The following is a 15,684-nucleotide window of genomic DNA, read 5'->3' on the forward strand; positions in this document are numbered from 1 at the left end:
CCCTCAGGGGCACCGGGCCCCTCACTGGGAGCCGCGGAAGCCGTCGCCCTCCACGATGAGCCCGGCGACGAGCGCTCCCGACATCCCGGCGTGCGCGAGCCCGCCGCCCGGGTGCGACCAGCCACCCGCGAGGTAGAGCCCGGGCAGCCGGGTGCGGTTGCCCGGATGCAGATACGCGCCCCCGGCCCCGGCGAGCGCGGGCGCGGGCACCGAGCCGCCCTCGGCGCCGGTGTCGGCCGCGCTCTCGACGGGCGTCCGCACCTCGGCGTGGAGCACCCGCTCCCGTATTCCGGGAACGGCCGCGCCGGCCGCCTCGATCAGCGTGGCTGCGTACCGCTCGCGCAGCGCATCGTCCGTCCAGTCCACCGCGCCGTGCGGGGCGACCGTCGCCGTCAGCGTCACGGCCTCGTGGGCGTCGTCGGGGCGGGTTGCGGGATCGTCGGGGCGGATCACCGTCACCGTGGGACCTGCGGCGAGCCGACCGCCGAACACCGCCTCGCGCTCCGCCGCTCCGTCCGCGCCGTGCACCACCGTCCGGTGCGCCGCGTCCGCGGGCCGGGCGCCGCGCAGCGACAGCAGGACCTGGAACCGGCCCGGCACCGGAGTCCCGCCGCCCGGTCGCGGCTGAGCCGTCACATCACCGCTCTGCCAGAGCCCCTGACCCGGCACCAGATCCGGGTGCGGCCAGGCCCCCAGCACCACGTGGTCGGCCTCCGCGACCGTGCCCGCGGCGAGCTCGACGCCCGCTGCCCGGCCGTCCTTCTCCACGACCCGGGCCACCTCGGCGCCGAAGACGAACTCCACCTTCCGGGCCAGGCACCGCTCGTACACCGCCTGCGCCAGTGCCCGGATTCCGCCCGCCACGTACCAGCTGCCGAACGTCTCCTCCATGTACGGCAGGAGGGCCGCGCTCGCCGGTGCGCGCAGCGGATCGAGGCCGTACGCCAGCGCGTATCCGTCGAGGAGAGCGGCCAGCCGGGGGTCCGTCAGCTCCCAGGCGCCGACCTCCGCGACCGTGCCCGCCAGGCGTGCTGAGCGCAGCAGCCGGCGCTGCCGGAGAGCGGGGTACGGATCGCGGCCCAGCACCTCCCAGTCGGCGCGCAACGGCTCCTCGAGCAGTGGCCGCCGGGACCGGTCCCAGGCATCGCGGGCCCGGTCCAGGAACCCGCCCCAGCTGCCGCCCGCACCGGCCCCCAGCGCATTGTCCAGGGCGGCGACCACCCCGGCGCGCGAGGCGTTCGGCAGCGAGACCGCCGTGCCGTCGGCGAACAGATGGCGGCTCGCCGGGTCGACCTGCGTCATCGTGACGCACCGCTCCAGCGGCTCCTTGCCGGTCTTCACGAACAGGTCGCGGTAGACGGCGGGCAGATGCAGCAGCGAGGGGCCGGTGTCGAAGGCGAAGCCGTCGCGGGCATACCGGCCGACCGAGCCGCCGAAGGTCTCCGACCGCTCGTACACCGTCACCCGGTGCCCTGCCACGGCCAGCCGGGCGGCCGCTGCCATCGCGCCCATCCCGGCGCCGATCACCGCAATACGTGCCATGTCAGTGACCTTAGCGGCCGGCACCGACAGCTCAGCCGGAAGGCCAGTGCGAACGAGGCGCCGAAGGCCCCGAACCCGCTCCGGCCAGGTGTTTCTCCCCCCGCCGCTGCGCTCGGCGGCGCAGGAACCGGCGGATGCGGGAGGCCAGGAAGATCACTACCACCAGGCCGAGGAAGAGCAGGGTCGCGGCGATGACCGCCGCCGCCAGCGGATGGAATATCGCGAACGTGATGATCCCGGCGACGCCGAGGTCCTCGGCCGTGCTCACCGCGACATTGCTGAACGGCTCGGGGGAGGTGTTCACCGCCATCCTGGTGCCCGTCTTCACCAGATGGCTCATCAGCGCCGTGGAACCGCCGACGGCCCCGGCCGCCAGCTCCGGCAGCGAACCGCTCTCTCCGGCCAGCAGCGCCGCCACGACAGCCCCGGCGACCGGCCTGATGACGGTGTGTACCGAGTCCCAGACCGAGTCCATGTAAGGGATCTTGTCCGCGACCGTCTCGCACAGGAAGAGAACGGCGGCCACCACGAGCACATCGGTGCGCTGCAGCGACGCGGGCACCTCGTCGCTGATTCCGGTCGCGCCGAAGATGCCGAGCAACAGGACCACCGCGTAGGCGTTGATCCCGCTCGCCCAGCCACTTGTGAACACCAGGGGGAGTACGGACACGGACGCGATCGTAACCAGGAGCGTGCCGCTCCGGGTGGGGTCCGGTGCGCAGCTCTGAGTATCCGTACCTAGTCGGCGAGATGAGTAGGTGCGCGGATGGGCTCCCACCTGCGCAGACGGAAGAGTGGAGGGCACGGAAGGGGCGCAGCGCCGGTACCGCCGACACGGGGCGGCGGAACGGGTGCCGCACTCCTTCCGGAACGGGGGCGCACGGGGGTGCGCAACGGAGGGCCGCGGACCACGGGGGAACACACGGGGGTCACGGGGGAAGGCTCTCCGGCAGTGCAGGAAGCGCCGGTCGGGCGAGGCTCGGGGGGATCGAGCCTCGCAGGACCGGCGCTTCCGCGTGTGCGGACGTCGCCCCGGGGCGTCAGTGCCCGCTGACCCGGCCGTGCAGCAGCAGGGACAGTGCCGAGTGCACGTCGTCCATGGATCGCTCCGGCTGGAACGCTTTCCAGTCCAGGGCCGCCACCAGGACCATGCCGACCAGGGCGGCCGCCGTCAGCGGGATGTCGATCTCCTCGCTGAGCTCACCGTTGCCGACGCCCTCGCGCAACACGTTCTCGACCACGGCGACGGCCTCCTGACGTACCACCAGGAGGGTCGCCTGCCAGGCGCGGTTGGTGCGCCACAGCTCGGCGACGTACAGCTGGGTGAAGGCCGGATAGCGGTCGATGAAGGCCAGACCGGCCCTGATCATCGCGTCCAGGGCCTCGACCCGGGTACCGCCGTGCTTCGCCGTCTCCTCGGCCGCGGACCGCAGCGAAGCGGTCAGCAACCCGACGCCGTGCCGCAGCAGTTCCTCGAAGAGCTCGGTCTTGCTCTTGAAGTTGTAGTAGACCGTGCCCTTGGCGACTCCGGCGCGCTCGGCGATCTCGTCGACCGTGGTCGCCGAGAAACCCTTCTCGGCGATGAGAGTGACGGCCGCCTCGTAGAGCTTCTGCCGGGTGGCCTGGCGGCGCGTGGTGCTACTGCTTTCCATGCGCTCGATTCTCACAGGTCCGGGCGCGCTCACAGGCTCAGCTCCGGATGCAGCCGGTCCAGCGTCCACACCTGCTTGCGCCGGGCGGATACCGCGGTCAGGGCCAACGCCCCCGCGGTGAACGCCAGCAGCACCGCGCAGCCCTGCCAGACCGGGCCAAGCCCGCCGCCCGTGATCAGCCGGCGCAGGCTCTCGACGATGTAGCTCATCGGCAGGTACGGGTGGATCGCACCGAAGAAGCCGGGGCTGGTCTGGACGGGATACGTGCCACCGGCCGAGGTCAGCTGCAGCATCAGCACCGCGAGCACGAGGATCCGTCCCGCCGCACCGAACCGGGCGTTCAGCCACTGCACGATCGCACCGAAGCAGCAGGTCACGAGGGCGAGGAAGCCGATTGTCCCGGCGGCATGGGCCATCTGCAGCCCCAGCCCCCAGTGCAGTACGGACATCAGGGCTGCCACCTGCAGCAGACCGATCGCGGCCACCGGCAGCCAGCCGGCGAAGGCGATGCGCCACGCGGAGGCCCCCGCGGCGAGCGCCCGCCGATTGAGCGGCTGGATCAGCATGTACGCCACCATCGCGCCGACCCAGAGGGAGAGCGGGATGAAGTAGGGCGCGAATCCGGTGCCGTAGTTGGGGGCCCGGTGCAGCGACTGGGAGGCGAGCTTGACCGGATCGGCCATGACATCGGTGCGCCGGTCGCGGTCCTCCTTGTCGTAGTCCGGGATCTTGCCGACGCCGTCGTTCAGCCCCTGGGCGAGCGTGACGGAACCGTCGTTCAGCCGGATCAGCCCGCCGTCCAGGTCGGTTGCGCCCGTCTTCAGCCTGCCGACGCCGGTGTTCAGATCGGCGGATCCGGTCTTGGCCGTGGCGAGACCCGTGTGCAGTTCGTCCGCGCCCCTGGCGACCTTGTGGGCACCGGTGTTGAGCGCGTTGATCTTCGCGACGGCGGACCTCAGGTCCTCGTCCAGGTGTGGGGAGCGCTCGGCGAGGGCGTCGGCCTGCTTCTGCAGAGTGGTGAGCTGCCCGCGCAGCTTTTTCAGGTCTCCGTTCTGGTCCTTCACCAGGACGTTCACATCGTCGGCGACCTTTGCGACATCGGCGGCCGCGGTCGTGGCGCGCTTCAGCGGGGGACAGGCGGCGGGGTCGGGGAGCAGCTGCTCCGTGCAGCGGGTGCGGTAGACGTCGGCCAGATCGTCGGAGGCCCTGTGGGCGGCGGTCGCCGCGGTGGGCGCCGCCTCCACCAGCACGTCGAGGTTGTCCCGCACGGTCTGCGAGGAATCGGCGACCAGCCGGGCGGTGTCACCGATCGACTTGCCGTTGTCCTTCAGGAACGGGCGGACGTCGGCAGCCACGCCGTTGACCTTGTCGGCGAGGAGCTGGGTGCCGTCGGCGACCTGTCGGGAGCCGGTTTCGAGGTCTCCCGCGCCCTTGTTCAGTTTGGTGATCCCGCTCTCCAGGCGCCCGCTGCCCGCCTTGGCGTCCTTCAAGCCGTCCGCGAGGTCCTTCGAGCCCTTCTTGGCCTTGCCGATCCCGTCCTTGAGGTCGTCGGCGCCCTTGGCCGCCTCGGCCGTCGCGTCGTGGAGGTCGGAGAAGGAGATGAAGATCCGGTCCAGGAAGCCGCGCGAGGCGTTGGTCGAGGCGGCGGTGCGGACCTCGGAGAACACCGTCCGGGAGATCTGCCCGACGATGTAGTTGTTGGCGTCGTTCGTCCGGACCTGGAGAGCGCCGGTCTCGGGGGAGTCACCCGAACTGGACACGATCTGCTTGCTGAAGTCCGACGGCATGGTCAGCGAGAGGTAGTACGTACCGTCCTCGACGCCCCGGCCGGCCTCGGCGGAGCTCACCTCGTGCCACTCGAAGACCTTGGAGTCGAGCAGCTTGGCGGTGATCTCGTCACCCGCCTCGACGCGCTCGCCGGCCGCGGTGGCGCCCTTGTCGTCGTTGACCAGCGCGACGGGGATCTTGTCGAGGCGGCTGTACGGGTCCCAGAAGGACCACAGATACAGGGCGCCGTAGAGCAGGGGCAGCAGCAGGAGCGCGACGAGTGCGGCGCGGGGCAGCTTCCCCCTGCCGAAACGCTTCAGCTCAAGCGCGGCCAGTCTCGGCGATCGCATCGGCCGTCCCCTCCTCGGTCGCCGTCGCCCCAGGGGCGTCGGTGGTCTCTGCGGTGTCGGTGGTGTCCGTGGTCCCGGCGCTGCCCGTACGCACGGTGATCGCGCCCTCGGGGGCCTGGCTGCAGACGGCGATCACGGTCGTTCCGCCGGCGGCGACGGAGCGCAGCATCTCCCAGGCCTCGGCGCGCTCGGCGTCGGAGAGCTTGAGATCGGTGTCATCCACGGCGAGCAGCCGCGGGCGGCCGATCAGCGCGAGGGCGACGGACAGCCGCAGCGCCTCCAGCCGTTCCAGATCGCGTACGGAGGTCCGCTCGGCCTTGGGCAGGGTCGTGGGGTCGAGTCCGGCGGCGTCCAGTGCGGCGTCGATCCGGGCCCGGGCCGTGGCGGCGCGCTCTGCGCGCGGGCGGAGCAGGGCACGCAGCGAGCCGTCGAAGCGGTGCTGCAGGAGGGCCCGCTCGCGCAGGTGCTCGGAGACGGTGAGGGCCGGGTCGAGTTCGCTGACGCCGGGGACCGGGCCGAGGGCGCTGATCCTGCGTACGGCGGCCATCTGGCGCGGCAGGCGCAGACCGCCGATCTCCGCACGGCCCTCGGAGGGACGCATCCGGCCGGTCAGGGCGAGCAGCAGACAGGTGCGGCCGGAGCCGGACGGGCCCTCGATCGCGACCAGTGCGCCGGGCCCGGCGTCGATCCGCACACTCCGGAAGGCCCAGCCGCGCGGTCCTTTGAGCCCGAAGTCCTCGGCGGTGACAGCTGCCCCGTGCGGGCTGTCCACAGATCCTCCCTTTTTGAACTGACCAGTCAGTTCAAAAGGTAACCCGAACTCGCGATCGAAGCAAAAGTGCAGGTCAGCGGCTGATTGGTGCCGATTGTCAGTGGTGTCCCCCACGATGGATACATACGGCCACGGAGCCGTCACACGACGACAGGAGGTTCGTCATGGCCAACTCGTCCGCAGCAGCCGCCTCTCGGCGCCGCGCAGGCGGCCCTGCCCCCTCACCGACCGGCCCCGCCCCGTCCTCTCCGTCGAGCGGTCCGGCGAACGACGTCCACCCCGTGCTGCGCCGCGCCACGGCGCCGCCCGCAGCCCTCGACCTGCTCGCTCAGGCCCGTATCGGCCTCGACGAGGCCGCCGTGCTCACCGTGCCGAACGAGCGCTATGCCACCGCCCACCTCGCGGCCCTGCGCACCGCCGCCGCAGTGCTCGCCGCACGCGGACGGCCCGAGACCACCAGGCGGCGGCGGGAAAGGATCCGCAGCGCCTGGGAAGTCCTTCCGGAGATCGCCCCGGAACTCACCGAATGGAGCGCCCTGTTCGCCTCCGGGGCCCTCCGCCGGGCCCGCGCGGAAGCGGGTATACCGGGGGCGGCCAGCAGCCGTGACGCCGACGACCTGCTGCGCGACGCGGCCATGTTCCTGCGCCTCGTCGAGAGGCTGCTGGTCCTCCAGCCGACACTCCCGCAGACCAGGAAGGAGCGGCCCGACGCGGGATGACGGCGGCGGTGGCCCGAGGCAATAGGGTGGACAGTACCTGCATCACCTGCACTGTTCACGCTCCGCCGTCAGCGGCGGCACCGTGCCGAGGAGTCATCTGCCGTGTCGGACCAGCTGCGCCCCCGCGCCTCCCTCCGTACCGCCGTGGTCTGGGACGTCCTGAAGGACGCCCTCGACCGCCAGGTCAAGGCGACCGGCCGGGACGCCCTGGACGTCCTGGACACCGGTGGCGGCACCGGCAACTTCGCGGTGCCGGTCGCCCGGCTCGGCCACAGGGTCACCGTCGTCGACCCCAGCCCCAACGCGCTCTTCGCGCTGGAGCGCCGCGCCGCCGAGGCCGGGGTCGCCGACCGTGTCCGAGGCGTCCAGGGCGACATCCTCGGTTTGTTCGAGGTGGTCGACCGCGGTGGGTACGACGCGGTGCTCTGCCACGGCGTCCTGGAGTACGTCGACGACCCCGCTGAGGGGGTACGGAACGCGGTCGACGCACTCCGCCCGTCCGGTGAACTCAGCCTGCTCGCCGCCGGGCTCGGCGGCGCCGTCCTGGCACGGGCGCTCGCCGGGCACTTCACCGAGGCCCGGCGGGCGCTCACCGACCCGGCGGGCCGCTGGGGCGAAGGCGATCCGGTGCCCCGGCGCTACACCGCGGAGCAGCTCACCGAGCTGGTCTCCGCAGCGGGCGTCGAGGTCGGCGCGGTCCACGGTGTACGGGTCTTCGCCGACCTCGTACCGGGCGTCCTGGTGGACACCGAACCCGGTGCGATGGAGGCACTGCTCAAGCTGGAGAGCGCCGTCGCGGAACTGCCGGCCTTCCACGCGGTCGCGACCCAGCTGCACGTTCTGGGCGCCAAGGGTGCAGAGGGGCGGCCGCAGCGCGGCTGATCAGCAACGAAGCTGCAGACGGAGTACGCCCCAGGACGCCCGATCGGGGGCCGCGCCACGTATGATCGGGGGACACCATCCGGCATGACGGATCGGAGGTTGGGGAATCTACGCCTCAGCAGCTGAGCCGTCGTGGCGGCCCGGACTGGCTGATTGGCGATGAGGGCGGGTTTCACGGGGGCGAATCCCTGCCTATCCTGGAAGGGCCGCATACCGGCCGCCCCCCGCGGCCGACGACGAGGAGGACTCCGTGCCGCTCTCGGAGCACGAGCAGCGAATGCTCGAGCAGATGGAGCGAGCGCTGTACGCCGAAGATCCCAAGTTCGCGACAGCGCTCGAGGGAAGCGGGCTGCGTACGTACACCCGACGACGGGTCTACCAGGCGGTCGCAGGCTTCCTGGTGGGTATCGCGCTCCTCATGGCCGGAATGGTCGCCCAGCAGATCTGGATCAGTGTGGTGGGATTCCTCGTCATGCTGGGCTGCGCGGTCCTTGCGGTCACTGGCTGGCGCAAGGCGCCCAAGCCCGGCGAGCAACAGGCAGCCGGCGGCGGGAGCGAGCGCCGACAGTCCAAGCCACGCCGAACGGTGATGAACCGGATCGAGCAGCGGTGGCAGCGACGCCGCGACGAGCAGGGCCAGTAACGCTTTCGGAAAACCGATGGGTGAGGGGCGGCCGCAGGAATGCGGCCGCCCCTCACCCATGTTCGACCCGGGGCTGTGACCGCTCATGGGTGTTTCCGGTGTCGTGACCGGCCGATCACGTACGTCCTGTACGAGGACGATCCCCCGCCCTGCGATGCACCGCACCGGACGCCGCAGGCCGATCCACGAAGATCGATCGGACAGGACCTGAGCGCCGGACGGGCCGCGGCCGCTCGACGGGCTTGTGAAATCAAGCCCGTCGAAGGGATCCCCCTCATGCCCTTGACGCTGTGGGGGAGCTCCAGGACACGGCGCAGGCCAGGAGCAGGCCGCGCGCCATGCCTCAGCTCTGCTGCCGGGACGGCCACCGCAGCCAACCGCCCCACCGCGCAGCCCATCTGCCGGTGAAGGCCGACCGGCGTTCCGAGAGCGCGTCCATCACCCGAATGGCCGAGCGCGGTGCCACGACCGCCCGGATCCGGGTGAAGCGGTCGGCGGAGATCCGCAAGCTGTTCCGCACCGTCTCCACGTCCTCGGCGAACCCGGCACCCGTCCGGGGCTGCGGCGCGTAGAGCACCTGCTCCACCGCCCCCGCCACCCGGTGCACCGCAGCCGCCGCCTCCGTGTCGAGCCGCCCCAGCCGGACCACCCGGGCCGCCGTCTTCCGCGGGGTCTGTGAGTCGTCCGGCTCGATGCCGTGGTCCCACGCGGTATCGATGATCTCCAGCCAGGCCGCCAGCGTTCTGACCGTCACATCGGCAGGCGTGCGCCCGGTGGACGACGCCAGCCTCCGCCTACGCACCCGTACCCGCCACAGCATCGGCAGCAACGGCAGCGTGACGACCACCAGCGCGGCCAAAGCCGCCCAGACAATGGTGCTCGTCGGGGTCCCCGAGTCCGTCGGCCCCCCGGCGGCCGGCGCCACCTCGTTGCCGCACTCGCCCATCCTGCGCTGCTGCTGCGGGCAGCTCTCCGAGGCGGACGGTACGGCGGACGGCGCCGCCGAGGCGCCCCGCTCGGGCTGGTTCGGGTCGGCTGCGCCGCCCGCCGGTGCGTCCGGCTGGGTATAGCCGGGCGCGCTGCCACGCGTCGGGGTCGGCTCGAACCGGGTCCATCCGACGCCCTCGAAATACAGCTCGGGCCAGGCGTGCGCATCGCGCAGCCCCACCGACACCGCACCGTTCGACTGCACGGTGCCGGGAGTGAAGCCCACCGCGACGCGGGCCGGAATGCCCAGCGTCCGCGCCATCGCGGCCATCGTGAACGAGAAGTGGACGCAGAAGCCCCTCTTGTCCCTGAGGAACCGGCCGATCGCGGCCGAGCCGGTGCCGGAGGTCACTGTGGTGTCGTAGCTGAAGCCGCCCTCCGAGGCGAAGTAGTTCTGCAGCTTCACCGCTCGCTCGTAGTTGTTGGCGGCGTCCTTCGTCACCCGGTCCGCCGTCTTCTTGACCACCTCCGGCAGCGAGCCCGGCACCTTGGTGTACTCCCGCAGCACTTCGGAGGGCGCGTCGGGAGCCGCGGCGAGCTGGTCCGCCGTCGGCTGCACGACCAGGCTCGACACCTCGTACCGCGCGCCGCTGGTCGTCTGGCCGCGGTCGCCGACGAGGGTGCGCCCCGCGGGTTCGTACCGCCAGCGCCCGCCGATCCTGACCTCGGTCGCGGGGTAGGGGAGTGGCAGATAGGTCTGCTGGTAGGAGCGGGAGGAGGAGATGTTCGACCGGATCTCCGTGACAGCGACATCCGGACTCAGCCCGTCCGGCTCCGGGATCCGCTTCGGCACATCCTTCAAACTGCGCCGGGAGGCCCGCCACTCACTCCCGTTGAACTGGTCCAGGGCCAGAATCCGCAGATAGTAGTCCTGAGGGTTCCGGGAATTGGTGCGATACGACATCACCTCCCGGTTCTCCGGCTGGTTCAGATTGTTCTGCAGCGAGACCAGCGGGTTCACCGCGGAGATCGTGCCGCCGCTACCGCCCTTGCCGTTCCCGCTGCCGGTCCCCGCGAGGAGCCCGCCGTCGAGAGCGGGCAGGGCCGCCGGTACGGCCAGTGCGATGCCCAGTGCCAGCGCACCGATCCGCCGCCCGGTGCGGACCGGGGCGAGCGCCCGGCCGCCCGACACGTCGAGACCGGCCGCCCCACCGCTCGGTGACCGTCCCGCACCGCCGAAGACCCGCCCCCACTGGGAGATCCGGTCCCGGCCCTCGGCCAGCAGGAGCAGCAGATAGCCGCAGGCGGCGAGCAGGAACCAGAGCCAGCCCGCGCCGCCGCCGCCGGACAGTCCCGCGGCGACCGAGTAGAGCGCCAGGAGCGGCAGCCCGGCCGGGGCCGCGCTGCGAAACGTCACCGCGAGGGTGTCCACGGCCAGACCGATCAGCAGTACGCCGCCGACCAGCATCAGCCGGATGCCCGCCGTCGCGGGCGCCGGGATGGCGTACTGCCCCACGTCGTCCGCGCCCGCCCGCAGCAGGTCCGCCAGGTGCCGTACGGCCTCGGGGCCCGGCAGGAAGCCGACCACGGCCTGCTCCCGTGCGAACACCGCGGTCAGCAGCACCAGGGTGACCAGGAACTGTGCCGTGACGATCAGCAGCCGTGGCAGCGGCACCCGGCGGGCGAGCGCGCCCACCCCGCTCTGGATCGCCAGCAGGGCCGTGGCCTGCAGGATCCATCCGGCCGGGTCGACCAGCGGCAGCATCGAACCCGCCGCCAACAGCGTCGCCGCAAAGGCGCACAGCGCCAGCCGACCGCGACCGCTCATGACCGTCCCCTCATGACCATCCACCGGTGAAACCTGTCGTGCCGTCCGACAGCGCGGACTGCGTCACGGAGCTCTGCTGTCCCGCCTGCTGCCACAGCCGGGCGAGATCCGCCCCCGGCCCCACCGCGACCGCCGTCCAGCCCGACTCGCGCAACAGTCGCAGGCGTTCCTCGGACGCCGCGAGCGCCGCGTCGGACGCGCTGCCGTGCATCCAGGCGGCACTGTCCAGGACGAATGCGACGGCGCCGCCGCTGCGCTGCCGCATTCGGGCGGCCACCGCCGTCTGCTCGTCGTCCAGATCGCCGAGGAACGCGACCAGCAGCCCTTCGTTACCGCCGCGCAGTACGTCGTACGCGCGCGACAGACCGCCTCCGTCGGAGTGGTCGACAACCGCGAGGGTGTCCATCATCAGTCCCGCGGAATCGGCGGACTCCTGGGTCGATCCGGCGAAGCCGCCCTCTCCCTCGCCCGGCACCGAACTGCCGTCGTCGGTCAGCAGCCGCACCGCGAAGCCCCGCTCCAGCATGTGCACCAGCGCGGACGCCGCCCCCGACACCGCCCACTCGAAGGGCGAGTCGGGTCCCGTCCCCTGATAGGCGATCCGCCGGGTGTCCAGCAGCACCGTGCACCTGGCCCGCTGGGGCTGCTCCTCGCGGCGCACCATCAGCTCGCCGTAGCGCGCGGTGGAGCGCCAATGGACCCGGCGCAGGTCGTCGCCGTGCCGGTAGCCGCGCGGAATCACGTCGTCCTCACCGGCCAGGGCGAGTGAGCGCTGCCGCCCCTCGCCGTACCCGGACGCCTCGCCCGACAGCCGTACCGGCGGCAGCGGCTGGGTCCGCGGGACGACGACCAGGGTGTCGTACGCACTGAACGACCGGGTCAGCTCGCACATCCCGAACGGATCGCTCAGCCGCAGCTGCAGCGGCCCGAGCGGATACCGCCCGCGCAGATCCGACCGGACCCGGTAGGACACCTCGCGCCGGCCGCCCGCCTCCACCCGGTCCAGGACGAACCGGGGACGCGGCCCGAGCACATAGGGCACCCGGTCCTGCAGCATCAGCAGCCCGGTGGGCAGCCGGGACACGTTCTCCATTCGCAGATGCACCCGTGCCTCGGTGCCTGCGGGCACCCGGGACGGGGAGAGCCGTCGGGTGCCCGCGACCCGGTAGCGGGTGCGGAGGAGCACCGTCATACAGACCAGCGGAAGCACGCTGAGCAGCAGCCCGACCCGCAGCAGATCACCTTGGCCGAGCACATACGCGCAGATCGCGGCCGCGATTCCGGCAGCGAGGAAGGACCGCCCACGCGTGGTCAGCCCGCCCAGCGCGGCCCGCAGACCGCCTTTGCCCTCGCCGTCCTCCATCGAGGCGGACCCCCCGGCCGTCATCACGCCCGCCGTGCGCCGGGCGGCTGCTGCCGGCCGTACACCGGCCGGCCCGGCTGGTGCTGCGGCGCCGGGACCGACGTACCGCCGGCCGCGGTCGGCACCGGCGTCTGCTGGAGGATCTCCAGCACGACCTGCTCCGCGGTGCGGCGGTTCAGCTGGGCCTGCGCGGTGGGCAGCAACCGGTGCGCGAGCACCGGGACGGCCAGCGCCTGCACATCGTCCGGCAGACAGTAGTCCCGCCCGGTCAGCGCCGCGGACGCCTTGGCGGCTCGCAGCAGATGCAGGGTGGCGCGCGGCGAGGCACCGAGTCTGAGATCCGGGTGGCTGCGGGTGGCGCCGACCAACTCCACCGCGTACCGCCGCACCGACTCGGCCACATGGACCGTCCGCACGGCTTCGATCAGCTTCACGACGTCGTGGGCGTGCGCCACCGGCTGCAGATCGTCGAGCGGTGAGATGCCGCCGTGCACATCGAGCATCTGCAGTTCGGCCTCCGCACTGGGGTAGCCGATCGACACCCGGGCCATGAACCGGTCGCGCTGGGCCTCGGGCAGCGGATAGGTGCCCTCCATCTCGACCGGGTTCTGGGTGGCCACCACCATGAACGGGTCCGGCAGTTCGTAACTGTGCCCGTCGATGGTGACCTGGCGCTCCTCCATCGACTCCAGCAGAGCGGACTGGGTCTTCGGCGAGGCGCGGTTGATCTCGTCGCCGATCACGATCTGGGCGAAGATCGCGCCCGGCTTGAATTCGAAGTCGCGTCGCTGCTGGTCGAAGATCGACACACCGGTGATGTCCGAAGGCAGCAGGTCCGGCGTGAACTGGATGCGCCGCACCGAGCAGTCGATCGACCGCGCGAGCGCCTTGGCCAGCATCGTCTTGCCGACCCCGGGGACGTCCTCGATGAGGAGATGTCCCTCCGCGAGCAGCACGGTCAGCGAAAGCCGTACGACCTCAGGCTTGCCTTCGATCACACTCTCCACCGACCTGCGCACCCGCTCCGCTGTGGCGGTCAGATCTGTGAGGCTCGCTCGATCGTCATAGGTCGTCACCCGGCCCTCCTCGGCCCTGTCCCGCGCTCTCAACGAGCAGGGGGTACCCCATTCACGGGCCGATGCGCTGTAGTTGGCCCGGCCCACCCCGATGTACGGACACCCTCCGGACAGGTCCGTCGGGTGTCACACCCGCATTCTTGTTGCCGTTACCGCTTCGTGTCACTCGCCTGTGGACAAGTGGATGCGAAATGTCAGGGTCCAGGCCATTTTCGGTACCCGCCGGACGTGCAATCAGGGTCAGGCGACGGGAAGGATCTCGCGGAGCAAGCCGCTGGTCACGTCGAAGACGAAGCCGCGGACGTCGTCCGTGTGCAGCAGGAACGGCGAGGTGCGGACGCGCTGCATGGACTGCCGTACGTCCTGATCCGCGTCCTTGTAGGCCTCCACGGCCCAGACCGGGCGCTGGCCGACCTCTGCCTCGAGCTCCTGCCGGAACTCCTCGGTGATCGATTCGAGGCCGCAGTTGGTGTGGTGAATCAGGATGATGCTGCGGGTGCCGAGGGCTCGCTGGCTGATGGTGAGCGAGCGGATCACGTCGTCGGTGACCACGCCGCCCGCGTTGCGGATGGTGTGGCAGTCGCCGAGTGCCAGGCCGAGCGCGTCGTGCAGGTCGAGCCGGGCGTCCATGCAGGCGACCACGGCGACCTTCAGCACCGGCCGTGCGTCCATGCCGGGGTCTTCGAAATCGGCTGCGTAACGGATGTTCGCCTCGACCAGCCGGTCGGTGACGGTTCCGCCGGTACGGGCCTGACCGGCAGCGGGTGCGGAGAGCTCGGTGTGGGGGTGCGCGGAAGTCGACATGGATACGACGTTAGCTCGCACAGTTCGCTCCGGCGTGCTGTGAGAGCGGACAAAGAACGTCAACGAGGCTTGTTGTGAGGTAACCCACAAGCCTCACAACGAATCGCTCGACCGGGTGACGGAGAGGGCGGGGCGACGCGCTGCCCCGTTGATTGATCGGGAATCGATCGAATGGCAGGGTGGACTAAAGTGACCGGAAGTTACCGACACCCTGCACATTCCGAAGAATTCCCCTGTGTGCGCGGCGTACGTACGGCCCGGCCCTCTCCCGCTTGCCGGTCGGCTGACGCCACTTCCCCGGCGCCGGTGGACCTCCCCTTCCGAGCGGGCGGGGACCAGGCCGTACGTGCAGCCACACGGGACCTGAGCCTGAGAGGGCGCATGAGCCAGACCCGACACGTCCCGGTGATGCTCCAGCGATGCCTGGACCTGTTGGCCCCGGCTCTGGAAGCATCGGGCCCGCAGCAGCCCGTGGTCGTCGACTGCACCCTCGGTCTCGGCGGCCACAGCGAGGCTCTGCTCGCCGCCTTCCCGTCCGCCCGGTTGATCGCGCTGGACCGGGACAAGGAAGCGCTGCGGCTCTCCGGCGAGCGGCTCGCCCCGTACGGCGACCGGGCCACATTGGTGCACGCCGTCTACGACGAACTGCCCGAGGTGCTCGCCCGGCTCGGCATCCCCAAGGTCCAGGGCATCCTGTTCGACCTCGGTGTCTCCTCCATGCAGCTGGACGAGGCCGACCGCGGATTTGCGTACGCCCAGGACGCCCCGCTCGACATGCGGATGGACCAGACGACCGGCATCGGCGCGGCCGAGGTGCTCAACACCTACCCGCCCGGTGAGCTCGTCCGGATCCTGCGCGCGTACGGCGAGGAGAAGCAGGCCAAGCGGATCGTCTCCGCGATCGTGCGCGAGCGCGAGAAGGAGCCGTTCAGCAACAGCGCCCGGCTCGTCGAGCTGATCCGGGACTCCCTGCCGCAGGCCGCCAAGCGCACCGGCGGCAACCCGGCCAAGCGCACCTTCCAGGCGCTGCGCATCGAGGTCAACGGCGAGCTCACCGTCCTGGAGCGGGCGATCCCGGCCGCGGTGCAGTCTCTTGCCGTCGGTGGCCGGATCGCTGTTCTCTCCTACCACTCGCTGGAGGACCGCCTGGTCAAGCAGGTGTTCGCGGCGGGCGCCGCCAACACCGCGCCGCCCGGACTGCCCGTCGTCCCCGAGCGTTACCAGCCCCGGCTCAAGCTGCTGACCCGCGGCGCGGAACTGCCCACGGAGGAGGAGGTCGCCGAGAACCGGCGAGCCGCCCCCGCCCGGCTGCGCGGCGCCCAGCGGATCCGCGAGGAGGAGAAGCGATGAGCGCGGCCG

Annotated in this window: 13 protein-coding genes; 4 read left to right on the forward strand and 9 right to left on the reverse strand. The window is 71.5% G+C overall.

Going from position 1 to position 15,684, the window contains the following annotated elements:
- Positions 1-21: 21 nt before the first annotated feature.
- From ACFU8W_RS08800 to ACFU8W_RS08820, 5 genes are all read right to left on the reverse strand, one after another.
- Positions 22-1,542, reverse strand: coding sequence for a phytoene desaturase family protein (locus tag ACFU8W_RS08800; protein ID WP_384033725.1), 1,521 nt, complete (start codon positions 1,540-1,542; stop codon positions 22-24).
- Between the two features lie 31 nt (positions 1,543-1,573).
- Entirely contained in the window at positions 1,574-2,212 is a 639-nt protein-coding gene (locus tag ACFU8W_RS08805; RefSeq protein ID WP_345514567.1) for a DUF4126 domain-containing protein, read from the reverse strand.
- Between the two features lie 370 nt (positions 2,213-2,582).
- On the reverse strand, positions 2,583-3,194 hold the full coding sequence (locus ACFU8W_RS08810) for a TetR/AcrR family transcriptional regulator (RefSeq protein ID WP_384033728.1): 612 nt from the start codon (positions 3,192-3,194) through the stop codon (positions 2,583-2,585).
- A gap of 29 nt (positions 3,195-3,223) precedes the next feature.
- Complete coding sequence (locus ACFU8W_RS08815) at positions 3,224-5,311, reverse strand: YhgE/Pip family protein (protein ID WP_384033731.1); 2,088 nt, start codon at positions 5,309-5,311, stop codon at positions 3,224-3,226.
- Positions 5,283-6,083, reverse strand: coding sequence for an ATP-binding cassette domain-containing protein (locus tag ACFU8W_RS08820; RefSeq protein WP_345514571.1), 801 nt, complete (start codon positions 6,081-6,083; stop codon positions 5,283-5,285). The genes ACFU8W_RS08815 and ACFU8W_RS08820 overlap by 29 nt, the downstream gene beginning before the upstream one ends.
- A 164-nt stretch (positions 6,084-6,247) precedes the next feature.
- Here ACFU8W_RS08820 and ACFU8W_RS08825 point away from each other — a divergent pair, with 164 nt between their 5' ends.
- The 3 genes from ACFU8W_RS08825 to ACFU8W_RS08835 all read left to right on the forward strand — a co-directional run bounded on the left by ACFU8W_RS08825 (position 6,248) and on the right by ACFU8W_RS08835 (position 8,327).
- Positions 6,248-6,802 (forward strand): SAV_6107 family HEPN domain-containing protein, encoded by a 555-nt coding sequence (locus ACFU8W_RS08825; protein ID WP_384033735.1) that lies wholly within the window; start codon positions 6,248-6,250, stop codon positions 6,800-6,802.
- 102 nt (positions 6,803-6,904) lie between these two features.
- Positions 6,905-7,684, forward strand: a complete 780-nt coding sequence (locus ACFU8W_RS08830; protein ID WP_384033738.1) for a class I SAM-dependent methyltransferase — start codon at positions 6,905-6,907, stop codon at positions 7,682-7,684.
- Positions 7,685-7,934: 250 nt separating this feature from the next.
- Entirely contained in the window at positions 7,935-8,327 is a 393-nt protein-coding gene (locus tag ACFU8W_RS08835; protein WP_327246885.1) for a DUF3040 domain-containing protein, read from the forward strand.
- 343 nt (positions 8,328-8,670) lie between these two features.
- Here the strand turns inward: ACFU8W_RS08835 and ACFU8W_RS08840 are convergent, their stop codons facing one another.
- The 4 genes from ACFU8W_RS08840 to ACFU8W_RS08855 all read right to left on the reverse strand — a co-directional run bounded on the left by ACFU8W_RS08840 (position 8,671) and on the right by ACFU8W_RS08855 (position 14,325).
- Entirely contained in the window at positions 8,671-11,082 is a 2,412-nt protein-coding gene (locus tag ACFU8W_RS08840) for a DUF3488 and DUF4129 domain-containing transglutaminase family protein (RefSeq protein ID WP_384033742.1), read from the reverse strand.
- 10 nt (positions 11,083-11,092) lie between these two features.
- Entirely contained in the window at positions 11,093-12,469 is a 1,377-nt protein-coding gene (locus ACFU8W_RS08845) for a DUF58 domain-containing protein (RefSeq protein ID WP_384033746.1), read from the reverse strand.
- Positions 12,469-13,521: a MoxR family ATPase gene (locus tag ACFU8W_RS08850; RefSeq protein WP_345514576.1), complete on the reverse strand. Its 1,053-nt coding sequence runs from the start codon at positions 13,519-13,521 to the stop codon at positions 12,469-12,471. The genes ACFU8W_RS08845 and ACFU8W_RS08850 overlap by 1 nt, the downstream gene beginning before the upstream one ends.
- A 240-nt stretch (positions 13,522-13,761) precedes the next feature.
- The gene (locus ACFU8W_RS08855; RefSeq protein WP_384033750.1) at positions 13,762-14,325 is read right to left on the reverse strand and encodes a beta-class carbonic anhydrase; all 564 of its coding nucleotides are present in this window, start codon (positions 14,323-14,325) and stop codon (positions 13,762-13,764) included.
- 381 nt (positions 14,326-14,706) lie between these two features.
- Here ACFU8W_RS08855 and rsmH point away from each other — a divergent pair, with 381 nt between their 5' ends.
- Positions 14,707-15,675, forward strand: coding sequence for a 16S rRNA (cytosine(1402)-N(4))-methyltransferase RsmH (rsmH, locus tag ACFU8W_RS08860; protein ID WP_345514579.1), 969 nt, complete (start codon positions 14,707-14,709; stop codon positions 15,673-15,675).
- The last annotated feature ends 9 nt before the right edge of the window (positions 15,676-15,684 follow it).

The organism is Streptomyces sp. NPDC057565 (assembly GCF_042801455.1).
Taxonomy (GTDB): domain Bacteria; phylum Actinomycetota; class Actinomycetes; order Streptomycetales; family Streptomycetaceae; genus Streptomyces; species Streptomyces yanii.